At 63.0% G+C, this 20,399-nt stretch carries 20 protein-coding genes and 1 tRNA gene; 13 read left to right on the forward strand and 8 right to left on the reverse strand.

The genetic code is table 11. The annotated features are described in order from the left end of the window. Nucleotides 1-123: 123 nt before the first annotated feature. The 3 genes from FJ490_RS13520 to phaC form a co-directional block, all read right to left on the reverse strand. Nucleotides 124-198: transfer RNA gene (locus FJ490_RS13520), tRNA-Glu, on the reverse strand. A gap of 269 nt (nucleotides 199-467) precedes the next feature. Beyond that, a complete protein-coding gene (locus FJ490_RS13525) occupies nucleotides 468-1,715 on the reverse strand; it encodes a YcbK family protein (RefSeq protein ID WP_140729507.1) in 1,248 nt (415 codons plus the stop codon). Nucleotides 1,716-1,931: 216 nt separating this feature from the next. Next, nucleotides 1,932-3,767, reverse strand: a complete 1,836-nt coding sequence (gene phaC, locus FJ490_RS13530; RefSeq protein ID WP_140517069.1) for a class I poly(R)-hydroxyalkanoic acid synthase — start codon at nucleotides 3,765-3,767, stop codon at nucleotides 1,932-1,934. 98 nt (nucleotides 3,768-3,865) lie between these two features. Between phaC and FJ490_RS13535 the strand changes: the two genes are divergently transcribed. From FJ490_RS13535 to recJ, 7 genes are all read left to right on the forward strand, one after another. Next, nucleotides 3,866-4,258, forward strand: a complete 393-nt coding sequence (locus FJ490_RS13535; RefSeq protein WP_140495819.1) for a hypothetical protein — start codon at nucleotides 3,866-3,868, stop codon at nucleotides 4,256-4,258. Between the two features lie 74 nt (nucleotides 4,259-4,332). Next, nucleotides 4,333-5,550 carry an LL-diaminopimelate aminotransferase gene (locus FJ490_RS13540; protein ID WP_140495820.1) on the forward strand — a complete coding sequence of 406 codons (1,218 nt, stop codon included), beginning with the start codon at nucleotides 4,333-4,335 and terminating at the stop codon, nucleotides 5,548-5,550. A gap of 48 nt (nucleotides 5,551-5,598) precedes the next feature. Next, the gene (locus FJ490_RS13545) at nucleotides 5,599-6,912 is read left to right on the forward strand and encodes a homoserine dehydrogenase (RefSeq protein WP_140729506.1); all 1,314 of its coding nucleotides are present in this window, start codon (nucleotides 5,599-5,601) and stop codon (nucleotides 6,910-6,912) included. Between the two features lie 128 nt (nucleotides 6,913-7,040). Continuing rightward, entirely contained in the window at nucleotides 7,041-7,397 is a 357-nt protein-coding gene (locus tag FJ490_RS13550; protein ID WP_140495822.1) for a hypothetical protein, read from the forward strand. A 66-nt stretch (nucleotides 7,398-7,463) separates the two neighbouring features. Continuing rightward, a complete protein-coding gene (locus FJ490_RS13555; RefSeq protein ID WP_140495823.1) occupies nucleotides 7,464-7,631 on the forward strand; it encodes a Thivi_2564 family membrane protein in 168 nt (55 codons plus the stop codon). A 179-nt stretch (nucleotides 7,632-7,810) separates the two neighbouring features. Further along, entirely contained in the window at nucleotides 7,811-8,794 is a 984-nt protein-coding gene (glpX, locus tag FJ490_RS13560) for a class II fructose-bisphosphatase (RefSeq protein WP_140495884.1), read from the forward strand. 60 nt (nucleotides 8,795-8,854) lie between these two features. Beyond that, entirely contained in the window at nucleotides 8,855-10,639 is a 1,785-nt protein-coding gene (gene recJ / locus FJ490_RS13565) for a single-stranded-DNA-specific exonuclease RecJ (protein ID WP_140495824.1), read from the forward strand. An 11-nt stretch (nucleotides 10,640-10,650) separates the two neighbouring features. Here the strand turns inward: recJ and FJ490_RS13570 are convergent, their stop codons facing one another. From FJ490_RS13570 to folE, 3 genes are all read right to left on the reverse strand, one after another. After that, nucleotides 10,651-11,622: a patatin family protein gene (locus FJ490_RS13570; RefSeq protein ID WP_140495825.1), complete on the reverse strand. Its 972-nt coding sequence runs from the start codon at nucleotides 11,620-11,622 to the stop codon at nucleotides 10,651-10,653. A gap of 97 nt (nucleotides 11,623-11,719) precedes the next feature. Next, nucleotides 11,720-12,178 carry a phosphoribosyl-AMP cyclohydrolase gene (hisI, locus tag FJ490_RS13575; protein WP_140517282.1) on the reverse strand — a complete coding sequence of 153 codons (459 nt, stop codon included), beginning with the start codon at nucleotides 12,176-12,178 and terminating at the stop codon, nucleotides 11,720-11,722. A gap of 89 nt (nucleotides 12,179-12,267) precedes the next feature. Further along, complete coding sequence (gene folE, locus FJ490_RS13580) at nucleotides 12,268-12,903, reverse strand: GTP cyclohydrolase I FolE (protein WP_140517057.1); 636 nt, start codon at nucleotides 12,901-12,903, stop codon at nucleotides 12,268-12,270. A 242-nt stretch (nucleotides 12,904-13,145) separates the two neighbouring features. Between folE and FJ490_RS13585 the strand changes: the two genes are divergently transcribed. Beyond that, a complete protein-coding gene (locus FJ490_RS13585) occupies nucleotides 13,146-13,592 on the forward strand; it encodes an iron-sulfur cluster assembly scaffold protein (RefSeq protein WP_140495827.1) in 447 nt (148 codons plus the stop codon). Between the two features lie 16 nt (nucleotides 13,593-13,608). Here the strand turns inward: FJ490_RS13585 and FJ490_RS13590 are convergent, their stop codons facing one another. After that, nucleotides 13,609-14,514 (reverse strand): LysR substrate-binding domain-containing protein, encoded by a 906-nt coding sequence (locus FJ490_RS13590; protein ID WP_140729505.1) that lies wholly within the window; start codon nucleotides 14,512-14,514, stop codon nucleotides 13,609-13,611. 91 nt (nucleotides 14,515-14,605) lie between these two features. Here FJ490_RS13590 and FJ490_RS32670 point away from each other — a divergent pair, with 91 nt between their 5' ends. The 5 genes from FJ490_RS32670 to FJ490_RS13610 all read left to right on the forward strand — a co-directional run bounded on the left by FJ490_RS32670 (nucleotide 14,606) and on the right by FJ490_RS13610 (nucleotide 19,357). Next, nucleotides 14,606-14,764, forward strand: a complete 159-nt coding sequence (locus FJ490_RS32670; protein WP_181165326.1) for a hypothetical protein — start codon at nucleotides 14,606-14,608, stop codon at nucleotides 14,762-14,764. A 76-nt stretch (nucleotides 14,765-14,840) separates the two neighbouring features. Beyond that, nucleotides 14,841-15,215 (forward strand): membrane protein insertion efficiency factor YidD, encoded by a 375-nt coding sequence (gene yidD, locus FJ490_RS13595; protein WP_140521001.1) that lies wholly within the window; start codon nucleotides 14,841-14,843, stop codon nucleotides 15,213-15,215. Nucleotides 15,216-15,357: 142 nt separating this feature from the next. After that, nucleotides 15,358-16,176, forward strand: a complete 819-nt coding sequence (gene blaOXA / locus FJ490_RS13600) for a class D beta-lactamase (RefSeq protein ID WP_140564055.1) — start codon at nucleotides 15,358-15,360, stop codon at nucleotides 16,174-16,176. 146 nt (nucleotides 16,177-16,322) lie between these two features. Then, nucleotides 16,323-18,299: a threonine--tRNA ligase gene (gene thrS, locus FJ490_RS13605; protein WP_140729504.1), complete on the forward strand. Its 1,977-nt coding sequence runs from the start codon at nucleotides 16,323-16,325 to the stop codon at nucleotides 18,297-18,299. 119 nt (nucleotides 18,300-18,418) lie between these two features. Further along, on the forward strand, nucleotides 18,419-19,357 hold the full coding sequence (locus FJ490_RS13610) for a GNAT family N-acetyltransferase (protein ID WP_140685935.1): 939 nt from the start codon (nucleotides 18,419-18,421) through the stop codon (nucleotides 19,355-19,357). Nucleotides 19,358-19,409: 52 nt separating this feature from the next. Here the strand turns inward: FJ490_RS13610 and FJ490_RS13615 are convergent, their stop codons facing one another. Continuing rightward, a complete protein-coding gene (locus FJ490_RS13615) occupies nucleotides 19,410-20,372 on the reverse strand; it encodes a hypothetical protein (protein WP_140495833.1) in 963 nt (320 codons plus the stop codon). Nucleotides 20,373-20,399 lie beyond the last annotated feature (27 nt).

Genomic DNA, 20,399 nt, shown 5'->3' on the forward strand with positions numbered 1-20,399 from the left:
TCTACCTGTCGCGCGCGAGAAGCTCGACTGTCATGCAGGTTGATTCTGGTCACAGAGACGGCTGCTTTTCGGGTCTCTTATCGGGACCAAAAGCAGGCATGTCAGCTAAGTGCTTGAAAAAGCTGGTACGCCCAAGGGGAATCGAACCCCTGTTACCGCCGTGAAAGGGCGGTGTCCTGACCGCTAGACGATGGGCGCGCTCAGATGAAAGCGGCTTATACTGGCGTTGTGCGCAACCGGCAACCCGTCAGGTGCCGGCTTGGACAACTTTTTTCCTGCCTGCCGAAGCGAGTGATTCACGCAGCGCCAGCGGCAATTTTTCTGGCGGCCGTCACCAGCCGCCGCGTGGATTTCCGGGCACTTTTCAGACGATTGCTGGAAGCGGCCTGACGCTAATACATGTCGCTCAAAAGTGAGCTCCGTTTCAGCGCGACGCGCTTTGGCGCGTCCAGCCGAACCGGCCCTGGTCAGCCTTCGCCACCGCTGCGCCGGCGGCAGCGCCAGTTCCAGTCGCGCTCGGGGCCGACGTCGACGTGGACCGATTCGGTGTGGCAGTAGGTGCCGACGCCGCCGCGGCCGGGCATCGTCCTGACGTAGCTCGCCAGCTCCCATTTCGAGACGCCCGGCACCTGGATGTCGGCGGCGGCGCAATACATGTGCAGCGAATTCTTGGCGCCGTTGGCACGGCGGTTGCGGGCGGGGTCGCGATAGCCGGAGGTGACGACCATCTTGCGGCCGTAGTGGCCTTCGATCGTCTTGAGCACGCGCACCAGCGAGGGCTTGAGGCACGCCACGTCGACGCTCTCGTTCTGCTTCAAGAGGCCGTTAGGCGCGAGGCGCGCCATGCCGGCGGCGGAGGCTACCTGGTAGAGGCCGCCCGAACCTTCATCCTCGTTGAGGTCGACGTCGCTTTCGTCGTCGAGGCCGGATTTGCGCTTGATCTCGAACAGCGCCGTCTGGCGGACGCCCGGCAGGGCATCGCTGCCGGTGATGTGACCTGAGTCGTCGCCGAGCGAAGCCAGCTGCACCGGTTTCGCCGTGGAATCGGCCGAGGCCAGTGTAATGATCGGCTTTGCCGCCGCCGGGGCGGGCTTGGCCTGCACAGCCGGCTGTTCGCCTGCGCGCGTGTTGACCAGTGGAGCGGGCTTCGCCGAAGCCGGCGTGGCGCCAAACATCGAGGCCAGGAAACCCCTTTTCTTCGGCGCCTCCGCTTGCTGCGCCTCGCCAGCGGTCACATAGACCGGATTGTTCATCGCCGGTGTGGCGGCCTGCTTCGGCGCCGTCACGGCCGCGTCGGCGGCGGCGATCTTCTGCGCCGCCGCATCGGTCTGCTGCGCCGTCTGCGGCTGCTGCTCCAGCGATTGCGGCGTGTTTCCGGCAATCGTTTCAGCTTCAGCCGGCGCGGTGAGCGGGAAGGCCGCCTGCGGCTTGGTAATCGGCACGTAGGCGACCGTCTCGGGCAGCGCTGTGTCGCCTTCCGCCATCACTGTGGTCTGCGTGGTCGCCGTCTGCGACGACGAATCGCCGGCCACGATCGGCTTGTTTGTCGAGGCTGCGTTGATGTCCGACGCGGAGGCATTGTAGCCGGGCATGCCAACCGACATTGTGGGGTCGCCGGCCGAGGTGCAGGAGGCCAGGAGCACGGAGCAGAGCGCCGCCGCAATGGTGCGGCGTTCTCCCTTCACGAGGCTCCACCCTGCTGATTTCAAAGTCAAATTCCCCCTCGATATCCGATCGGTATATCCTTGGCGCGGCGTCCGAACGGCTGCGTCGAGGTGCCCCTTGTCTCCGATCCGGAAACGAGACCTGTGTCAAATCAGCAAGCCTGGAAGTATTTTTGCGGCAATTGCCGAATTTAGGCGGCAAGATGGTTGACGACACCATTTCGCCCGCTTTTACGGGTCCGTCAACTCACCAGACATTACAGTCGGTTACACACGCACCTTGACATAGGTGCCGGGGGCATCACCAAAAGTTTTCATATGCTTGCCTGCTTTGCGGGCAGGCACGCGATTATTGTCCTTAGCCTCTATCCAGCTCTGCCAGTGCGGCCACCAGGAGCCAGGATGGTCGGTGGCCCTTGCGATCCACTCGCCGAAGTCGCCCTCCGGCTTGCCGCCGGTCCAGTACTGGTACTTGCCCGATGCGGGCGGGTTGACGACGCCGGCGATATGACCGGAGCCCGCCATCACGTATTCGACCTCGCCACCGAAATATTTCGAGCCGAGGAAGACGGACAGCGCGGGAGCGATGTGGTCTTCCCTGGAGGCGAGGTTGTAGACGGGGATCTTGATGTCGGCGAGCGAAACGGTGCGTCCGGCAAGTTCCATCCTGCCGCGCGAGAGGTTGTTCTCGAGATAGCAGTTGCGCAAATAGAAGGAGTGGTTGGCCGCCGCCATGCGTGTCGAATCGGCATTCCAGTAAAGCAGGTCGAAGGGCAGGGGATCCTTGCCGCGCATGTAGTTGTTGACGACATAGGGCCAGATCAGGTCGCCCGAGCGCAGCATGTTGAAGGCGGTCGCCATCTTGGTGCCGTCGAGATAGCCCTTTTCGTTCATCGCCTTTTCCACCGCCGCGACCTGTTCCTCGTCGACGAACACCTTGAGGTCGCCGGCATAGGTGAAATCGACCTGGGTGGTGAAGAAGGTCGCCGATTTGATGCGATCGTCACCCTCCTGCGCCAGCAGGGCAAGTGCCGCCGCCAGCAACGTGCCGCCGACGCAGTAGCCGATAGCGTTGACCTCTTTCTCGCCTGTGGCCTTCTCGATAGTGTCGAGGCCGTATTGCAGCCCCTCTCTTGTATAAGCCTCCCAGTTCTTCATGCCGTGGCGTTCATCAGGGTTGATCCAGGAGATGACGAACACGGTGTGGCCCTGTTCGATCGCCCAGCGGATGAAGGATTTCTGCGGGTTGAGGTCGAGTATGTAGAACTTGTTGATCCAGGGCGGGCAGATCAGCAGCGGCCGTTTCAGCACCGTCTCGGTGGCGGGATCGTATTGAATGATCTCGGCGACGTCGCTGCGGCCGACCACCTTGCCGGGGGTGGTGGCGATGTTGCGGCCGATCTCGAAGGGCGAGTAGTCGGCCTGACGCAGCTTCAGGTCGCCCTTGCCGGCCGCGATGTCCTCGGCCAGCATCTTCATGCCGCGCACAAGATTTTCGCCGTTCGAGGCGATGGTTTCGCGAAACAGTTCCGGATTGGTCAGGATGAAATTCGACGGCGAGATGGCGTTGGACACCTGCTTGACGTAGAAGCTCGCCTTGTGGCGGGTGTGGTCATCCAGGCCTTCGGCGTGCTCGACAAGATCAGCCGCCCAGCGCGAGGTGACGAGATAGGCCTGTTTCAAGAAATCGAAGAAGGCGTTGCGGCCCCATTCCGGATCCTGGAAACGCTTGTCGCCGCGCTCCGGCTTGACCGCGTCCTCGGTTCGCTCGGCATCGGCGCTGACGCGCTGGATGGCGTTCGCCCAAACCGTCATATAGCCGGCGAACAGCCGCGTCTGCGCTTCGAGCGCGCGTTGTGGGTCGGCAAGCCAGTATTCGCTGAGCTTGGAGAAGGTCTTCACCATGTCGACGACCGGTTCGGCGACATGGTCGCGCACTTCGCCCTTCTCGCGCGGCTCGGCCCAGGCGGAAGCCGCCTTGCCGGCCTGCTCGATCATGCGCGCCATGTTCAGGGCGAAGCGTTCCGGGTCCTTCACCAGATATTGCTCGACCGTCGAAGGTCCGCCATCTTCCGCTTTGCCCGAATCGGGTGTTTTGGACATGGTGCGCGGGGTTCCTCCCGAAGCGTTTTCTTGACATATTACCATGGGACATCCGACTGGGTCCAACCTCGCTCTACCCCGGCTGCCAAGGAAACAATATGACGATTAACATTGGCGAGACTGTTTTTTTCGGCGCCGGTCGTTTTTGCCGCATCGGTGCGGCAATTGCCCTGCTGTGCCTTGGGGCCTGCTCGAGCACCAATACCAGCGGCCCGGTGCCCATCGCCACATCAGCGGGACCGAAGGATACCGGCACCTTTCCGAACCTGAACATCCCGCCGAAAGTAGCGGCCAAACAGTTCACCGATGCCGAGAGGAATGCCAGGCTCGCGGAATTGAAGGGGGACGAAAGCGCGCAGGCAGCCAATGGCGGCGCCCCCAACGTCACCAATCAGGCGGCGCTGACGGACCTGGCCAGCAAGCATGGCGCGCAGACGCTGAAGCAGATCGAAGGCAAATGCGACCCCACCCTCGACCCTACCTGCAAATAAGTATATAGCGCGCGCCCAAGGCACTTGCCGACACGGCGCGCCTTGCCAAACGCCAAGTGATGTCTGGAACTGCCATGGAAGAGTTTCACAAGGTCCGCCGGCTTCCGCCCTATGTCTTCGAGCAGGTCAACCGGCTCAAGGCCAGCGCCCGCTCGCGCGGCGCCGACATCATCGACCTCGGCATGGGCAATCCGGACCTGCCGACGCCCAAGGCAATCGTCGACAAGTTGTGCGAAGTGGTGCGCGATCCGCGCACCCATCGCTATTCCTCCTCGCGCGGCATTCCGGGCCTGCGCCGCGCCCAGGCCGCTTACTATCAGCGCCGCTTCGGCGTGAAGCTTGATCCCGATACGCAAGTGGTGGCAACGCTGGGTTCGAAAGAAGGCTTCGCCAACATGGCGCAGGCGATCACCGCCCCTGGCGACGTGATCCTGTGCCCGAATCCAACCTACCCGATCCATGCTTTCGGCTTCATCATGTCGGGCGGCGTCATCCGGTCGCTGCAGGTGGAACCCGATGACGGTTTCATCCCGGCGGTCGAGCGCGGCATCCGCCATTCGATTCCGAAGCCGCTGGCGCTGATCCTCAACTACCCGTCGAACCCGACGGCGCTGGTCGCCTCGCTCGATTTTTACAAGGACGTGGTGGCGTTCGCGAAGAAGAACGACATCATCATCCTGTCGGACCTTGCCTATTCGGAGATCTATTTCGACGGCAATCCGCCGCCTTCGGTGCTGCAGGTGCCGGGCGCGATCGACGTTTGCGTCGAGTTCACCTCCATGTCGAAGACCTTCTCCATGCCCGGCTGGCGCATGGGCTTTGCGGTCGGCAACGAGCGGCTTATCTCGGCGCTGACCCGGGTGAAATCCTATCTCGATTACGGTGCGTTCACCCCGATCCAGGTGGCGGCCGCACACGCCCTCAACGGCGATGGCGCCGACATCGCCGAAGTGCGCGACATCTACCACAAGCGGCGCGACGTGATGGTGGATGCCTTCGGCCGCGCGGGCTGGACCATTCCGGCTCCGGCTGCGTCCATGTTCGCCTGGGCGCCGATTCCCGAGCCGTTCCGCCATCTCGGCTCGCTCGAATTCTCCAAGCTGCTCATCGAACATGCCGACGTTGCGGTGGCGCCAGGCGTCGGGTTCGGCGAACACGGCGATGATTTCGTGCGTGTCGCGCTGGTCGAGAACGAGCACCGGATCCGGCAGGCGGCGCGCAACATCAAGCGCTTCCTGGCGACCAGTGCCAAGCAACCCAACAATGTCGTGCCGCTTTCCGCCCATCGGTAAGCTTTCCGCACACAATTTCGTTTGATCTTTCGGGGGACATCGCCGGCCATGGCTGAAGCTCTGCGTGTTGGAATTGCCGGCCTCGGCACGGTCGGCGCCTCGGTGGCGCGCGTGCTGCGCGACAAGGCGGCGGAGCTGACACGGCAGTGTGGGCGCGACATCGTCGTGTCGGCGGTTTCGGCGCGTGATCCCAAGCGCGACCGCGGCGTCGATCTCAATGCCGCGAAATGGTTCGACGATCCGGTCAAGATGGCGCAGGCCGCCGAGATCGACGTTTTCGTCGAGCTGATCGGCGGCGACGAGGGGCCGGCGTTCGCGGCGGTCAGGGCGGCGCTCGAAGCCGGCCGCCATGTCGTTACCGCGAACAAGGCGCTGCTGGCCAAACATGGCGTCGCGCTCGCCGAGATCGCCGAGAAGAAGGGCGTGCTGCTCAACTACGAGGCCGCGGTGGCGGGCGGCATTCCCGTTATCAAGACGATGCGCGAGGCGATGGCCGGCAACTCGGTCACCCGTGTCTTCGGTATTCTCAACGGTACCTGCAACTATATCCTGACCCGGATGGAGGCCGAAGGCATCTCGTTCGACGCCTGCCTCAAGGACGCGCAGCGGCTGGGCTATGCCGAGGCCGACCCGACCTTCGACATCGAAGGCCATGACACCGCGCACAAGCTGTCGATCCTGACCAGCCTGGCCTTCGGCACCAAGATCGCCGCCAACGACATCTACATGGAAGGCATCTCGAACATCACCCAGGCCGATATCCGTGCGGCCGGCGATCTCGGCTACCGGATCAAGCTGCTTGGCGTTGCCCAGCGCACCGAGAGCGGCATCGAGCAGCGCGTGCATCCGACCATGGTGCCGACGGCCTCGGTGATCGCGCAGGTCCACGGCGTCATCAATGCGGTGGCGATCGAGACCGACATCCTCGGCGAACTGCTGCTCTCCGGCCCCGGCGCCGGCGGCAATGCCACCGCCTCGGCCGTCATCGGCGACATCGCCGATATCGCAAAGAGCCGTCCCGGCTTCCAGCACGGCCCGGTCTTCGGCAGGCCGGCGAGGGAATTGAAGCCTTACAAGAAGGCGCAGATGCGCAGCCATGCCGGCGGCTATTTCATCCGGCTGACCGTGCATGACCGCATTGGCGTGTTCGCGGCCATCGCCAAGCGCATGGCCGATAACGATATCTCGCTGGAATCGATCGTCCAGCACGCGATCAGCGGCGAAGTGGCGGCGCAAAAGACGGTGATCCTCGTCACCCACGAGACCACCGAAGCCGCGGTGCGCAAGGCCGTGGACGGTATCACCAAGGATGGTCACCTGACCGACAAGCCGCAGGTCATCCGGATCGAACGGGCAGGATAGATATTTCCTTCCGTCGCGCACCACTGGATTGCTGCGACGATACTGTTGCGGCCGATGCCGCTGCCTGGCTCGCCGGAACCAATCCCGGCCAGCGCCGTTCTCACGAGGTGCAAACCGAGGGAATGCCAATGGCCGAAACATCGAAATCCGACACCCCCCAGATCGACGACATCCAAAAGACGCTCGAAAAGCAGATCGCCGACCTGCGCAAGGAGATCACCAGGATCAACAAGAGCCTTTCGGAGCGAGGTGCGGAACTGGTTGACGAGGCCTCGGCTCAGGCATCCGACGTCTACGACAGCGCGGCGAGCCGTGCGTCGCGAACGGCTCAGCAGTTGCGCAGCCACGCCCAGGCGGTCTCGGAGGTCGCGCGTGAAAACCCGGGCACGACGACGGCAGTGGTCGGCGTCATCGGGCTGCTGGGTTTTCTGGCCGGCCTCGCCGTTGGCCAGTCGATGAATGACAGCCAGCGCCGCTGGTATTGATCCGGTAACGACCGAGCCGGTTTTTGCCGGCTTACCTGTCCGTCGAGCAATTTCCAGGGGAGCACTATGGCTTCTTCCGTCCTGATCGGCATCCTGATCACGTTCCTGGTGATCATTCTGGTGCTTTACCTCATTCAGCGATTGCCGCTGGACGCCAGGATGCGGCAGATCGCGCAGATCATCGTCATCATCATCGGCATCGTTTCGCTATTGAAATATCTGGCCGTGTTTTAGATCTCGATACCTACTTTGAAAGCGGCCCAGGTTCGCCGGAATCGTGCTATCCATAATTTAATCGGTTGATATTGCAGGCTTTTCGAGAAAACCTTCGAGAGGTCTTGCCGTTGTCATGCTCGTTTGACACAAGAGGCGCGCCTCCGGCGGGAGGCGGCATGCGAACGAGGATCGACCTGATGAACGTGGCCCACAACATTATCGCCGGACTTGACCGGATACTCACCATGGAACTGGTGCGCGTCACCGAACGCGCCGCCGTCGCGGCCGCCAGGCTGCGCGGACGCGGTGACGAAAAGGCCGCCGACCAGGTCGCGGTGGACGCCATGCGCCAGGAGCTCAATCGCCTCGCCATCAAGGGCACGGTGGTGATCGGCGAAGGCGAGCGGGACGAGGCGCCGATGCTCTATATCGGAGAGGAGGTCGGCACCGGCAAAGGCCCGGCGGTCGACATTGCGCTCGACCCGCTTGAAGGCACCACGATCTGCGCCAAGAACCTGCCCAACGCGCTGGCCGTCATCGCCATCGCCGAGAAGGGCAGCCTGCTGTTCGCGCCCGATGTCTACATGGACAAGATCGCCATCGGCCCGGGCTATGCCGAGGGCGTCATCGACATCGATGCGTCGCCGGCCGAAAACATAGCCAGCCTGGCAAAGGCCAAGGGCGTCGCGGTGTCCGACGTCACTGCTTGCATCCTCGATCGTCCGCGCCACGGCAAGCTGATCGACGCCGTGCGCGCCACCGGGGCGGCAATCCGGCTGATCGGCGATGGCGACGTCGCCGGTGTCATCCACACCACCGATCCCGAGGAAACCGGCATCGACATCTATCTCGGCATTGGCGGCGCGCCGGAGGGCGTGCTGGCCGCGGCGGCGCTGCGCTGCACGGGTGGCCAGATGCAGGGCCGCTTGATCCTCGATACGCCCGAGAAGGTCGCCCGCGCCGGCAAGATGGGTATTGCCGACCCGAAGCGGGTCTACCGGGCCGAGGACATGGCGCGCGGCGATGTGTTGTTCGCGGCCACCGGCGTCACCGACGGCAACATGCTGGCAGGGGTCAAGTTCGGCCGCAACTACATCACAACGCACACGATCGTGCTGCGCTCGTCGTCGCGCACCGTGCGCGAGATCAAGGCCCGGCATCAGGACCTGGAAAAGTTTTGATGCATTCCTGACTGGCCGTCGGATATTGTGGGCAATGATCATCCGCAAACGCCGCCTCGCATGACGGGCGAGAGACGCCTTTTTCTCGATGTCCGACAGTCGGCCACCGGTGTTTCCTGGGAACATCGGCTGACCGAGCGGCAGGACATGGTCGCGCTTGCCATCGCACAGGGGCACGGCGTGCCCGATATCGTCGCGCGCGTGCTTGCCGGACGTGGCGTGACGGCGGAACAGGCGGAGCGCTTTCTCGACCCGACGATCCGCGACCTGCTGCCGGACCCGGCTTCGCTGACCGACATGGACAAGGCGGCCATTCGAATAGCCGCCGCGGTGATGGCCCGGGAGAAGGTGGCGATCTTCGGCGACTACGATGTCGATGGCGCCGCCTCGTCGGCCTTGCTCAAACGCTTCCTCGCGCATTTCTCGATATCGTCGGAAATCTACATTCCCGATCGTATCTTCGAGGGTTACGGTCCCAATCCCGAAGCCATGCGCGAGCTCATCTCGCGCGGCGCGACGCTGATCGTCACCGTCGATTGCGGCACCAACAGCGCGGCTTCCATCGACGCGGCCAATGCCGCCGGTGCCGATGTCGTGGTGCTCGACCATCATCAGGTCGGCGGCGCCTTGCCGGCGGCACACGCGGTGGTCAACCCCAACCGCGACGACGACCTTTCCGGGCAGGGCCATCTCTGCGCCGCCGGAGTGGTTTTTCTCGCGCTGGTGCAGACGGCCAAGGTCCTGCGCGGCCGGCTGGCCGACGCCACGCCGCCGGACCTGCTCTCGCTGCTCGATCTCGTGGCGCTGGCCACGGTCTGCGATGTGGTGCCGCTCACCGGCGTCAACCGTGCCTTCGTCGTCAAGGGCTTGCAAGTGGCGCGCCAGCAGAAGAACGAGGGAATGTCTGCGCTGGCGCGGGTCTCGCGCGTCGGCGAGCCGCTCAGCACCTTCCATCTGGCCTACCTGATCGGACCGCGCATAAACGCCGGCGGGCGCATCGGCGACGCCGCCCTCGGCAGCCGGCTGCTTGCGACCGACGATCCGGTCGAGGCCCGCACCATCGCCGAGACGCTCGATCGGCTCAACCAGGAGCGGCAGCTGATGGAACACGAGATGCTGGCCGCGGCGCGTGCCGAGGCCGATGCCGAGCTTGCCGGCGGCAGCGGGCCGGCCATCGTCGTTACCGCTAGCACCAACTGGCATCCCGGCATCGTCGGCCTGCTTGCCTCCAGGCTCAAGGACCATGCCCGACGGCCGGCCTTCGCCATCGCCTTCAACGCCACCGGCACCGGCACCGGTTCAGGTCGCTCGGTGTCGGGCTTCGATCTCGGCCGGCTGGTGCGCGAAGCCGCAGATGCCGGGCTGATCGTCAAGGGCGGCGGCCATGGCATGGCAGCCGGCATTACCGTCGAGCGCACGCGGCTCGGCGAGCTCAGGGCATTTTTCGAGGAGCGCGCAGCAGCCGACGTGTTCCGATTGCAAGACGAGGAAAGCCTGGCGATCGACGGCGCGCTTGCCGCCGAGGGTGCGACGCTGGCCTTGCTGGATGCGCTGGAAAAGGCCGGCCCGTTCGGTGCAGGGCATGTCGCGCCTGTTTTCGCGCTGCCTCGCCATCGGCTGGCCGACGCCCGGCTGGTCGGCACCAACCACATCCGCGCCGACCTCCAGTCGGGCAGTGGCGGTCGCATCCAGGCGATCGCCTTTCGTGCCGTCGACACGGTGCTCGGCGACTTCCTGTTCAAGAACCGTGGTAAGACGATCCACGTCGCCGGCTCATTGTCGGGCAATTACTGGAACGGCAATCGCAGCGTGCAGTTCCGCATCGTCGACGCGGCACGCGCCTGATGCGTCTTTGATCAGGCGAGAACCGTCTGAAGCCGGGTCAGTTCGCCGATCTGTGCCATCGTCGCCCTATAGCCGATCTGGATCGCCTCGTCGGCGCGGTGGAATTCGGTCAGGCCGATGTGGCTGAGCTTGGGCTGCAGCGACATGTCGGGCGGATCGCCGGCAAGCCTGGCGCGCGAGATTCGATCCTGGATGATGTTGAAGGCCTCGACCATGACGCCGGTGATGCCAAGCCGCGTCTGATGTGCCCGGTGCTCAGGGTCGAATTGGCCACTGCGCGGCGCATCGTTCTCGACGACCAGTTCGCCGGCGCTATGCTTGATGACGGCGGCACGGCCGAACAGGTCGTAATGAAGGTTGACCGCGACAACCAGCGGCTGCTCATAGGCACGGCAGACCGACACCGGCACCGGATTGACCAAAGCTCCGTCGACCAGCACGCGACCATTGCAAGTCACCGGCTCGAACACGCCGGGCAAGGCATAGGAAGCGCGCATGGCTGTTATCAGCGAACCGTTCGACAGCCAAATCTCATGGCCGGTGCGGATTTCGGAAGCGACCGCGACGAACGGCTTGGACAAATCCTCAAAGCGAATGCCGGCCACATGCTCACGCAGGCGAGCATCCAGCTTCATGCCGCCGAACAGACCGCTGCCGCGCAGGTTTAGATCGAGCAGGCCGAAGATGCGCCGCCTGGTCAGGCTGCGGGCGAACTCTTCCAACTCGTCCAGTTTTCCGGCGAGGTAACAGCCGCCGACCAGCGCGCCGATCGAGGTGCCGGCAATCATCGAAACCTCGATGCCGGCTTCATCGAGCGCGCGCAGCACGCCGATATGCGCCCAGCCTCTTGCGCAACCGCCGCCCAGTGCAAGCGAGATGCCAGTTTTCTTTGGTGATGTTGTTTCGGCCGCGCCGCCGGACGAAGCGGGACCATTCGCCTCTCGTACGTCCGCTCTGTTACGCAATGACGCCCACTCGAGCATCATGATCTCCCTTGTCCCACAGCTAATATATAGGCGGGCCGTATCGAAATGGTGAATCTATGTGGTTGGCTGCGGGCAAAAGGTTCAAGCTGGTTATTCACGGGAGCTTCCGATACGTTTTTTCCGCATCGAACAAGGGCTCGCTGCCATCGTCGGCAAGCATCGCCTTGCCGTCGATCAGCCCCACCGTCCGATAGAAGCAGGAACGCCGGCCTGTGTGACAAGTTGCGTCGTGGCCTAGCACTTTGACGCGCAACCATATGGCGTCCTGGTCACAATCCGTGAGCACCTCGATGACATGCTGGAGATTGCCTGACGTTTCGCCCTTCTTCCACAGCGCATTGCGCGAACGCGACCAGTAGTGGGCGATACCTGTTTCAAGCGTCAACGCCAGAGCCTGCGCATTCATGTGCGCGACCATCAAAAGCACGCCGTCTGCCGCATCGGTGACGACGACGGTGACCAGGCCGGCGGCATCGAAGCGCGGTGAAAACACCGCGCCTTCTTCCAGCGCTTTCTTGTCTGAGGGAGCCTTCGGAAATTCCAGTGCCGACATCGCCGGGCTATCTTCCTGTTTGACCATGATTATCCGAAAACCGGTAGCCACTTTCGGAATCATGGTTCGGCGATGCCGGGCGAGGCGGCTTACACCCCACCGCCACGCACCATGGTGACGAAACGAACCTGTTCTTCGGGAGTATCCTTGAACACGCCGGTGAAGGTCGAGGTCAGCGTGGTGGAGCCCTGCTTGCGGATGCCGCGCATGGCCATGCACATGTGCTCGGCCTCGATCATCACGGCAACGCCGCGCGGATTGAGCACATCCTGAATGACGCCGGCGATCTGCGCGGTCATGGCTTCCTGGGTCTGCAGGCGATGGGCGAAGATATCGACCACGCGCGCGATCTTGGACAGGCCGACGACCTTGCCGTCCGGCAGATAGCCGACATGGGCTTTGCCGATGATCGGCACCATGTGATGTTCGCAATGCGAATGGAACTGGATGTCCTTGACGATGACAAGGTCGTCGTAACCAGCCACTTCCTCGAAGGTGCGGCCAAGCTCTTCGGCCGGGCACATGTCATAGCCGCCGAACATTTCCCGATAGGCCTTGGCCACCCGCTTGGGCGTGTCGACCAGCCCTTCGCGATCGGGGTTGTCGCCGGTCCAGCGCAAAAGCGTGCGTACCGCAGCCTCGACCTCGGCCTCGCTCGGCCGGTCGGTGACGGGCTTTTCCATGTAGGCCGACTGGGGCATGAACTTCTTGATAACGGCATCCATAAAGGCGTCTCCCGTAGTCCCTCTCTCAGGAGGAACGAGTTGAACGGACCACGACCTTTCGGCGTCGGAAACTCGCCCGGTTTCCAGCCCCGTAAGCGGCGTGAGCAAACTGCGGCAAAGACGTGGGCTTTTCGTCGCCTTGTCGATACCGGACTGCCACCATTATATATGGTCATGACGAGCGAAAGAAAGACGCGTCAGCGGCAAACGCTGTTCGCTTGGCGGCGACGGACTGGAAAATAATGATCAACGACGTCTACAATGCGAAAATTCTCGGTTTTGCCGGAAATATCACACGGATCGGCCGGCTCGATCATCCCGACGCCAGCGCGAGGGCACATTCCAAATTGTGCGGCTCTACCGTTACCGTCGATCTCAATATGGCAGACGGCGTTGTTACCGATTTCGCACATGACGTGAAGGCCTGCGCGCTCGGCCAGGCCTCGTCCTCCATCATGGCGCAGCATGTGGTTGGCGCTACGGCCGACGAATTGCGCGCGGTGCGCGAGACCATGCTGAAAATGCTGAAAGAGAACGGAGCGCCGCCGGAAGGCCGCTTCGCCGATCTCAAATATCTGGAACCGGTGCGCGACTACAAGGCGCGCCATGCCTCGACCATGTTGACCTTCGACGCGGTGGTCGACGCGATCGGTCAGATCGAGAAGAAGCGCGCCGAAGAAGCCGCCTGATAGCCCATTTGGCGGCCTATTGGAGCCGTCTGCTTTCGGCGAATTCGCTTCTCACCCAGTCGGCGAACGCGGCGGCTGGCTCGGGGAGATCGCGCAGGCTTCTGGCCACCAGCCAATAGGCGCCGGACGCGACGTCGATGTCGAATGGCTTGACCAGCGTGCCGGAGGCGAGCTCTTCACCGATCTGCAGAAGATCGCCCAGCGCCACGCCGTGTCCGAGCAGGGCGGCCTGCTTCGAAAGCGACGCATCCGCCAGCATAGGACCGCGCGCGGGCACCGCGTCGGCAGGTACACCGGCCGCCTCGAACCAGCGCGCCCAACCCTGTCGGTTTTCCTCATGCAACAGCGTATAGCGGCCAAGGTCGGCCGGCTTGTCGAGGGGAGGTCCCGCGGCAAGCAGCGCCGGCGACAGAACCGGTGAATCGACCGTCGAGGCAAGCCGCTCGGCCTCGCTGCGCGGCCACGAGGCTGCATGCGCACTGAAGCGCAAGGCAAGTTCAGGCTGGTCGCCGCGAAACTCAATCAGCCTTGGATCGACTTCGAGCGCGACGTCGATGTCGGGCCGCAATTGGCGAAAACGGTTGAGCCGCGGCACCAGCCATACCGATGCCAGAGACGGCTCGACGCTGACACGAACCACTGTCTGCGCGGGAGCCGCCACCAACTCTGAAAGCAGGGCGTCGATGGCGTCGAAACTCCTGACCAACTGACTGAGCAGCCGGCGGCCCGCATCGGTCAGTTCGACGCGGCGATGGTGACGTTCGAACAGGGGCCGGCGCAGAAAGATCTCGAGCTCGCGGATCTGCCGGCTGATCGCTGCCTGCGAGACGAAAAGCTCCTCGGCCGCCCTGCTGAAACTCAGGTGCCGCCCGGCTGCTTCAAAGCTCCTCAAGGCCGTCAGCGGCAGTCGCCCACGCTTCATTCGCATAACCCAGGATTATCCGAAGTGGAAATTATACTCGTTTGAAGGCGAAGGCCAGCGGCGGTCTACTCGTCGCCAAGGAGATACGGCCATGATCCAGTTGCTGGAGATTTTTGGCGATGTGATGCGGATTGCAACGTTTCAGTGGCGTGACGAAAAAACCTGTCGAAAGCACCACGAAGAGCAGCCTAGCCCCTGCCGGTGGGCACTGCCGGCTGATCGGCAGCCACTTCGCCGCTTCCGCCCGTGAAAGCTCAGCAAGCAGGGGCGGGATTGCGTTCTCCCGATGAAGCCCACATCTATCGTCTGGAAAGACGGAGATCGCAGTGGGCGACCAGCATGGGCATGCACATACAGCCGGGCCGCCGCGGCGCGGCCGCAACTGGTCCGGCCCGTGGCGCAAGACCCCCGGCCGGGTGTTGGGCACGTCGCTGGTGCGCCTCTATCAACTGACGCTGTCCAGCTTCATCGGCAATTCCTGCCGTCATCTGCCGACCTGCTCGGAATATGCGCATGAGGCGATCGCCCGCCATGGTCTTTGGGCCGGCGGCTGGATGGGATTTTTCAGGGTTCTGCGCTGCGGACCATTCGGCACCCATGGCGTCGACCTTGTTCCGGAGGTTCTGGCGGATCGGTATGTCTGGTTCACGCCGTGGCGATATTGGCGGATCGGCAGCAACCGCGACGAGGCGCGAAGCTGACTGCCGGTCAGTTCTTCAAGGCAACCGTTTACGATCTGGTAGGGTTAACGGCAGCCTGCACAACAACTGCGAATTTGAGACAAAATCGAGACAAGAGACCTCGCTAAGCCGCTCGCCGAACCCCCTCTGGAGCGAGCATCCAATGCGCAATGTCGACCGTCTTCCCTTCATCCTTGCCGGAGTCCTGTTCCTGCTTGCCTGGCTTCTGGGATTTCCGATGCGCGCGCAATCGGCGCCGCTCGGGGATGTGCAGTGCACGTTGATCGCCGATGCACAGAGCGGCAAGACGCTTTACCAGAACGGCGTCTGCGATCAGCGGTTCAGCCCGGCCTCGACGTTCAAGGTGCCGCTGTCGCTGATCGGTTACGATGCCGGCATACTCAGCGACGAACACACGCCGAGCTGGGGCTACAAGCCTGAATTCAAGGCGGTCAAGCGGGACCACAAGACCGTCGATCCGACGATCTGGGAGCGGGACTCGGTGCTGTGGTATTCGCGCGAGATCACCCGCCGGCTTGGACCGGAGAGCTTTGCCGGCTACGTCTCGAAGTTCGGCTATGGCAATGCGGACGTTTCCGGCGATCCCGGCAAGAATGACGGCCTGACCCACTCGTGGGTGAACTCCTCGCTCAAGATCACGCCGGTCGAACAGATAGACTTCCTGCGTAAGCTCCTCGCCGGCAAGATGCCGGTCTCGGCCAAGGCTCACGACATGACGAAAGCCGTCATGCCCAGCTTCAAGGCCGGCGACTGGACCGTCCAGGGCAAGACGGGCAGCACCAGGGTCGGCGAGGGCGGCAAGGACAGGCGTTCACTCGGCTGGTTCGTCGGCTGGGCGCAGAAAGACGGCCGCCAGATCGTGTTTGCCCGGCTCGTCGTCGATACGAAGCGGAGCGACATGCCGAAGGGGCTCGCGACGCGCGCGGCCTTCCTGAAGGACCTGCCAATGCTGATTAAATAGCCGAGGCTTTACGGCGGCGGCATCTGCCCATAAAAGACTGCCGCCGCCGGACGCCTCCGGCTATCTGGCAGGCCGCAGCCTCGAACGGCTGACGACCTGCATTCACCACCCGCGCTCGTTTGCGGGACTGGATAGGAGAATACCTGATGCTGAATGCCGTTTCCCTGACATTTCCCGATGGCTCCGTGCGCGACTACGATGCGGCGATGACCGGTGCAGGCCTTGCCGAATCGATCTCCAAGTCGCTGGCCAAGAAGGCCGTGGCCTATGCCATCGACGGTACCGTGCGCGATCTCTCCGATCCGCTCGGCAAGTCCGGCAAGATCGAGATCATCACCCGCGACGATCCGCGCGCGCTGGAACTCATCCGGCATGACGCAGCACACGTGCTGGCGGAAGCCGTGCAGGAGATATGGCCGGGAACGCAGGTGACCATCGGGCCGGTGATCGAGAACGGATTCTACTACGACTTCGCCCGCAACGAGCCGTTCACTCCGGACGACTTCCCGGTGATCGAGAAGAAGATGCGCGAGATCATTGCGCGCAACAAGCCGTTCACGAAGGAAGTCTGGTCGCGCGACAAGGCCAAAAAGGTCTTTGCCGACAAGGGCGAGCGCTACAAGCTGGAACTGATCGACGCCATTCCTGACGATCAGGATCTCAAGATCTACGCGCAAGGCGACTGGTTCGACCTTTGCCGCGGTCCGCACATGGCCTCGACCGGGCAGATCGGCAATGCCTTCAAGCTGATGAAGGTGGCGGGCGCCTATTGGCGCGGAGATTCGAACAACCCGATGCTGACGCGCATCTACGGCACGGCGTGGGCTGATCAGGCGCAGCTCGACGCCTACCAGACAATGCTGGAGGAAGCCGAAAAGCGCGACCACAGGAAGCTCGGCCGCGAGATGGATTTGTTCCATTTCCAGGAAGAGGGGCCCGGTGTCGTCTTCTGGCATGCCAAGGGCTGGAAGATGTTCCAGAACCTGGTCAACTACATGCGCCGCCGCCTCGACGAGCAGGGCTACCAGGAGGTCAACGCACCGCAGGTGCTCGACAAGAGCCTGTGGGAGACGTCGGGCCATTGGGGCTGGTACCGCGACGCCATGTTCAAGGTCACGGTTGCCGGCGACGACACCGATGACGACCGCGTGTTCGCGCTGAAGCCGATGAACTGTCCTGGCCATGTGCAGATATTCAAGCACGGGTTGAAATCCTATCGCGACCTGCCCGTGAAGCTTGCGGAATTCGGCAATGTGCATCGCTACGAGCCGTCGGGCGCGTTGCACGGGCTGATGCGCGTGCGCGGTTTCACGCAGGATGACGCGCATATTTTCTGCACCGAGGAGCAACTGGCGTCGGAGTGCCTGCGTATCAACGATCTGATTCTGTCGACCTACGCTGATTTCGGCTTCGACGAAATCAGCGTGAAGCTGTCGACCCGGCCGGACAAGCGCGTCGGCACCGACGAAGCCTGGGATCACGCCGAAGCGATCATGAGCGGCGTGCTGGAGACGATCAGGACGCGATCGGGCAACCGCATCAAGACCTCGATCAATCCTGGCGAGGGCGCCTTCTACGGGCCGAAGTTCGAATATGTGCTGAAGGATGCCATCGGCCGCGAATGGCAATGCGGCACCACGCAGGTCGACTTCAACCTGCCGGAGCGTTTCGGTGCCTTCTACATCGGCTCGGATTCCGAGAAGAAACAGCCTGTCATGGTGCACCGTGCCATCTGCGGCTCGATGGAGCGCTTCCTCGGCATCCTGATCGAGAACTATTCCGGCCATTTCCCGCTGTGGTTCGCGCCGCTGCAGGCTGTGGTGGCGACGATCACTTCGGACGCCGACGGCTATGCGAACGAAGTGGTGGCGAAGCTGAAAGCCGCGGGATTGTCCGCCGAGGCGGATCTGCGCAACGAGAAGATCAACTATAAGGTCCGCGAGCACAGCCTAGCCAAGGTTCCGGTCATCCTCGTCTGCGGCAAGCGCGAGGCGGAAGAGCAGACGGTCAACATGCGCCGGCTCGGATCGCGCGACCAGGAGTCGCTGGGTCTCGCCCAAGCGGTCGCGCAGCTGACCGAAGAAGCGATCACGCCCGATCGCCGGCGCCAACGCGCCGCCTGATCAGACAGTATTTGAAGCCGAAATGGCGGTGGAGCAGTCCACCGCCGTTTTTATACCCCGCCGTTCTCACATCCCGCCGTTTTCACATCCTTGTCACGGCAGTCTTGTAACAAGCCCTCATGCTCAAGCTGAAAATGCGCGAAAAACCGTTTCCCGAGCTTTCCTATGCCAATCCACGACAGCCGGTCCTGACGCGGTGGGTCATCCATTCCATCGAAGGCCTGTCCGGACGCGATCGGTTTGCAGCGCTTTATGATTTTTGGCGCCGCCAGGTGGTCCCGACCGGCGAGCGCGTGTTCAGTCGCATGCTCGAATTGATCGACGTGCGGGTGCGAACCCCCGACCAATGGCCCCCGAAGAACCTGCCCGACACGCCGCTGGTGATCGTCGCCAATCATCCCTTCGGCATCGGCGACGGCATTGCCGCGCTGTCGCTGGCCGAGCAGCTTGGGCGGCCGTTCCGGGTCATGATCCACAAGGATCTGCTCAAGATCAGCGAGATGGAGCCCTACTCGCTGCCGATCGACTTTTCCGAGACCAAGGACGCTCTGAAGAACAACATGGCGGTGCGTCACGAGGCTGTGCGGCTCTTGAAAGAACGTGTCACCATCGTGGTGTTTCCGGCCGGCGGCGTCGCCACCGCGCCGAAAGGTTTTGGCCAGGCACGCGATCTGCCATGGAAGATGTTTCCGGCCCGTCTCGTGCAGGATGCCAAGGCTTCCGTAGTGCCGATGCATTTCTCCGGCCAGAACGGCAGGCTGTTCCATCTGGTCAGCGGCCCCATGAACATGGCCGAGCGCGACGGGCGCATGGCGAAGTTCGTCGGCAAGGCATCGCTGACGCTGCGCATTTCGTTGCTTATCCACGAGTTCGCCCGGCTTTCCGGCAAGTCGATCGACGTGCGTGTCGGCGATGTGCTGAACTGGAATGAACTGGAGCCCGTGCGCGACCGCAAGGCGCTGCTCGAGCGCCTCTATAAAGGCGTCTTCGATCTGGCGCCGCCGGTGCCTTGCCGGCGGATTCCATTCCTGCCGGCACGGGCCAAGCTGGCGGCGTAGGTCCATTTCGTGGAGATCCGAAGGAAAGCGGCCCGAGGCTTTCCGGAATTGACTAATCCGCGCCTTCTTCCGGATCCATCGCGGCGGCTTCCGTCGCGAGAACCTCGATTTCCTGGTTCTGTCCGGCCACGACAGTGAAATCCTTCTGGTAGATCCGGTCGCGGTTCTTGGCGATGATGGTGTAATCGCCTTCGGCCAGAACCATGGAGGCGAAGGCGCCGACGGTTTCCTTGATCGGATCGCCGGATTCGTTGAGCAGCGACCATGATGTGTCGGCGATCGCTTCACCGCCCGCTTCACGCACCAGCTTCAAGGTAATCTCGGCGGCGTGATGCTCGACGGTGGCTTCGGTCAGCTTGCCGGCCTCGACGCGAATGTCGGAGCGGATGACGGCATTGACCGCGCCATAGGTCGAGACCACGTGGTAGATGCCGGCATTGAGACGCACGACGCTGTTGGGCTCGACGTCGGGAATGATCAGCGCGCGATCGCCATTGGGTTCGGCATTGCCCTCATAGATCGAGAAGCGCAGCTTCTTTGGCGGGATGCGCGCCCCTCCCGAAAGGACGGCATCGAGCTTCAGGCCGCCGGCATCGAGCACGAGGCTCTCGCGCTTGGCGTCCTTGCCGACGGTGATGCGCTTGGTGGCACCGGCCCGGCCGTAGGAAGCGTGAACCAGATAGCTGCCGGGTTCGAGCTGGAAGACCGCCGTGCCGCCATGGGCGGAAGCCACCATCGGCAATTTGCCGTTGACGGCCTCCGGCTTGAAGACGCGCCAGACGATACCGCGAGTGATATCGCCTCCCTTGTCGGTCAATTGCGCGGACAAGGTGATGGCGCCGCCGCCACCAAGCGCCAGCGATGTCTCGCCTTTCGGCGTCGCGTAGCTCGAAATTCCGGGAAGCTTCAGGTCGCTGACGCCATCCACATTCTGCGCCACGGCAAAGGAAACCGGCGCCATGAGCAGCAGGGTGCAGACCCAGATCAGGAAAAGACGCAAAGTCCCCTCAAACATGCCTTGCGTTGAAGCCCATGGCGGTGG

The organism is Mesorhizobium sp. B2-5-11, from assembly GCF_006440835.1.
Classification (GTDB): Bacteria; Pseudomonadota; Alphaproteobacteria; order Rhizobiales; family Rhizobiaceae; genus Mesorhizobium.

What these genes read in the sequence shown, in the direction of transcription:
- phaC (WP_140517069.1), bottom strand. Translation starts at nt 3,767, where the DNA reads ATGTCCAAAACACCCGATTCGGGCAAAGCGGAAGATGGCGGACCTTCG.
- FJ490_RS13535 (WP_140495819.1), top strand. Translation starts at nt 3,866, where the DNA reads ATGACGATTAACATTGGCGAGACTGTTTTTTTCGGCGCCGGTCGTTTT.
- FJ490_RS13540 (WP_140495820.1), top strand. Translation starts at nt 4,333, where the DNA reads ATGGAAGAGTTTCACAAGGTCCGCCGGCTTCCGCCCTATGTCTTCGAG.
- FJ490_RS13545 (WP_140729506.1), top strand. Translation starts at nt 5,599, where the DNA reads ATGGCTGAAGCTCTGCGTGTTGGAATTGCCGGCCTCGGCACGGTCGGC.
- FJ490_RS13550 (WP_140495822.1), top strand. Translation starts at nt 7,041, where the DNA reads ATGGCCGAAACATCGAAATCCGACACCCCCCAGATCGACGACATCCAA.
- FJ490_RS13555 (WP_140495823.1), top strand. Translation starts at nt 7,464, where the DNA reads ATGGCTTCTTCCGTCCTGATCGGCATCCTGATCACGTTCCTGGTGATC.
- glpX (WP_140495884.1), top strand. Translation starts at nt 7,811, where the DNA reads ATGAACGTGGCCCACAACATTATCGCCGGACTTGACCGGATACTCACC.
- recJ (WP_140495824.1), top strand. Translation starts at nt 8,855, where the DNA reads ATGACGGGCGAGAGACGCCTTTTTCTCGATGTCCGACAGTCGGCCACC.
- FJ490_RS13570 (WP_140495825.1), bottom strand. Translation starts at nt 11,622, where the DNA reads ATGCTCGAGTGGGCGTCATTGCGTAACAGAGCGGACGTACGAGAGGCG.
- hisI (WP_140517282.1), bottom strand. Translation starts at nt 12,178, where the DNA reads ATGTCGGCACTGGAATTTCCGAAGGCTCCCTCAGACAAGAAAGCGCTG.
- folE (WP_140517057.1), bottom strand. Translation starts at nt 12,903, where the DNA reads ATGGATGCCGTTATCAAGAAGTTCATGCCCCAGTCGGCCTACATGGAA.
- FJ490_RS13585 (WP_140495827.1), top strand. Translation starts at nt 13,146, where the DNA reads ATGATCAACGACGTCTACAATGCGAAAATTCTCGGTTTTGCCGGAAAT.
- FJ490_RS13590 (WP_140729505.1), bottom strand. Translation starts at nt 14,514, where the DNA reads ATGAAGCGTGGGCGACTGCCGCTGACGGCCTTGAGGAGCTTTGAAGCA.
- FJ490_RS32670 (WP_181165326.1), top strand. Translation starts at nt 14,606, where the DNA reads ATGATCCAGTTGCTGGAGATTTTTGGCGATGTGATGCGGATTGCAACG.
- blaOXA (WP_140564055.1), top strand. Translation starts at nt 15,358, where the DNA reads ATGCGCAATGTCGACCGTCTTCCCTTCATCCTTGCCGGAGTCCTGTTC.
- thrS (WP_140729504.1), top strand. Translation starts at nt 16,323, where the DNA reads ATGCTGAATGCCGTTTCCCTGACATTTCCCGATGGCTCCGTGCGCGAC.
- FJ490_RS13610 (WP_140685935.1), top strand. Translation starts at nt 18,419, where the DNA reads ATGCTCAAGCTGAAAATGCGCGAAAAACCGTTTCCCGAGCTTTCCTAT.
- FJ490_RS13615 (WP_140495833.1), bottom strand. Translation starts at nt 20,372, where the DNA reads ATGTTTGAGGGGACTTTGCGTCTTTTCCTGATCTGGGTCTGCACCCTG.